The sequence below is a fragment of the Mycobacterium sp. TH-M82 genome, from assembly GCF_057473605.1.
The window spans coordinates 1-2,218 of record NZ_JBYCKY010000825.1 but is presented as its reverse complement, the minus strand read 5'-3'; the positions used below and the strand labels follow the sequence as shown (position 1 = coordinate 2,218).

Annotated in this window: 2 protein-coding genes; both read left to right on the top strand. The window is 68.7% G+C overall.

Annotated features, from left to right (window positions below; genetic code table 11):
- Positions 1 to 340 precede the first annotated feature (340 nt).
- A complete protein-coding gene (locus AC2VON_RS24140) occupies positions 341 to 934 on the top strand; it encodes a copper chaperone PCu(A)C domain-containing protein (RefSeq protein ID WP_486955097.1) in 594 nt (197 codons plus the stop codon).
- 35 nt (positions 935 to 969) lie between these two features.
- The coding region (gene radA / locus AC2VON_RS24135) for a DNA repair protein RadA (RefSeq protein ID WP_486955096.1) at positions 970 to 2,218 on the top strand (1,249 nt) is incomplete at its 3' end.

The following is a 2,218-nucleotide window of genomic DNA, read 5'->3' as shown; positions in this document are numbered from 1 at the left end:
CCGTGGTGTGGGTAGACAACAGTCTCTCCGACCTTAAAAATCATCTGATTCGAGCCCCTTTCGCCACTCCATGTTAACACGGCGCCCCGACATGGGGGGAATAACGGTGCAGGTCAGCGGTGCCGCAGCCAAACGCGGGGGGTTGACAGCACGCCGAAACTGTGCATGACGCGGCAGCGGCGGAGATATCGAGAGCAGCCTCCGAGGGGCCCCGCGAGCCGGGACCCCCGGTGCTATCGCCTGCCCCGAGTCCCTACTACTGTGCATAGTCACAAGCCGCGACGGCCTGGCGCATATGCGCTGTGCGGGCTGTTCCGACCGCCGAGCAGGAGGTCTTAAAGTGAACCGATTCCCTGCCAGCCTCGGCACCCGGCCGGATGTTCGTCGCGTCCGCCGCGTTCCTGCCGCATGGCACGCCCTCGCCGCCCTGGTCGCCCTGGCGCTGGCCGGGTGCGGCGCCGGCCAGATCTCGCAGAGCGCCGGGCAGGCGTCCGCGGTCAACGGCGCCAAGGGCGTGGTCGGCCACCTGGCGCTGCGCGACGTTCGCATCCAGGCGGTGCAGAGCGGGGATTTCCTGCCGCCCGGGCAAACTGTCGATCTGGTGTTCGTCGCCACCAACCAGTCCACCGACACCGACGACGAACTGACCGCGATCAGCACCGATATCGGCGCGGTTTCGGTGACCGGCGGCAAGAAACTGCCGGTCGGCGGCATCCTCGTCGTCGGCACACCCGCCGGCGGGGACCTCGCGCCGCTGCAGGTGCTCAAGGAACTGCGCGGCGTCGGGCACGCGGACGCGGCGGTGGCCACGGTGGCGTTGGACAAGCCGATCAGCAACGGCCTCACCTATGACTTCACCTTCGATTTCAAGGAGGCCGGGCCGATCACCCTGGCGGTGCCGATCTCGGCCGGCTTAGCTCCCCCTCGTCGCTGACCGTCGCTGTCGGACCTGCCCGTTACCGTCATCGGGTGGCCAAGGCTCGTTCGTTCTATCGGTGCTCGCAGTGCCGGCACACCACAGCCAAGTGGGTGGGCCGCTGCCCGGCGTGCGGCAGTTGGGGCCTGATCGATGAAGTCGGTGAGATATCCGGGCTGAGTGCGTCAGCCCGCACCGGCCCCTGTGCGATCACCCCGGCTCGACCGGCGGTTCCGATCAACTCCATCGAACCCGGCCGCGCCCACCCCCGGCCGACCGGTGTCGCCGAACTCGACCGCGTGCTCGGTGGCGGGGTGGTGCCCGGCTCGGTCACGCTGCTTGCGGGAGATCCCGGGGTGGGCAAGTCCACGCTGCTGCTGGAGGTCGCCTACCGCTGGGCAGAAGCCGGGCGGCGTGCACTGTACATCTCCGGTGAAGAGTCCAGCGGCCAGATCCGGTTGCGCGCAGACCGCACCCGATGCAGCCACGACGAGATCTACCTAGCGGCAGAATCCGACCTGCGGACCGTGCTGGGCCACATCGAGGAGGTGCGCCCGACGCTGGTGGTGGTGGATTCAGTGCAGACGGTATCGACCGCCGATGCCGACGGTGTCACCGGTGGCGTAACGCAGGTGCGCGCGGTGACCGCAGCGTTGACTGCAGCGGCCAGGGCTACCGGCGCGGCGCTGGTTCTCGTCGGCCATGTCACAAAGGACGGTGCGATCGCCGGTCCGCGCTCGCTGGAACACCTCGTCGACGTGGTCCTGCACTTCGACGGCGACCGCAACACAGTGTTGCGGATGGTGCGCGGCATCAAGAACCGATTCGGCACCACCGACGAAGTGGGCTGCTTTCTGTTGCATGACACCGGGATCGAGGGAGTCGCCGACCCGTCCGGGTTATTCCTGGACCGGCGGCCAGAACCGGTTCCCGGCACCGCGATCACCGTGACGCTGGACGGTAGGCGGCCACTGGCCGGCGAGGTCCAAGCGTTGCTGGCCAAGCCGACAGGCGGGTCGCCGCGGCGGGCGGTCAGCGGCATCGACCACGCGCGGGCAGCCATGATCACCGCCGTACTCGACAAGCACGCCGCGCTGCCTGTCGCGGCCAACGACATCTATCTGTCCACCGTTGGCGGCATGCGGCTGACCGATCCGTCGTCGGACCTGGCGGTAGCGATCGCACTGGCCTCGGCGTGCATGGAGCTACCGCTGCCCACCACCACGGTGGTGATCGGCGAGGTTGGCCTGGCGGGTGACCTGCGCCCGGTGATCGGGATGGACCGTCGGCTGGCCGAGGCGG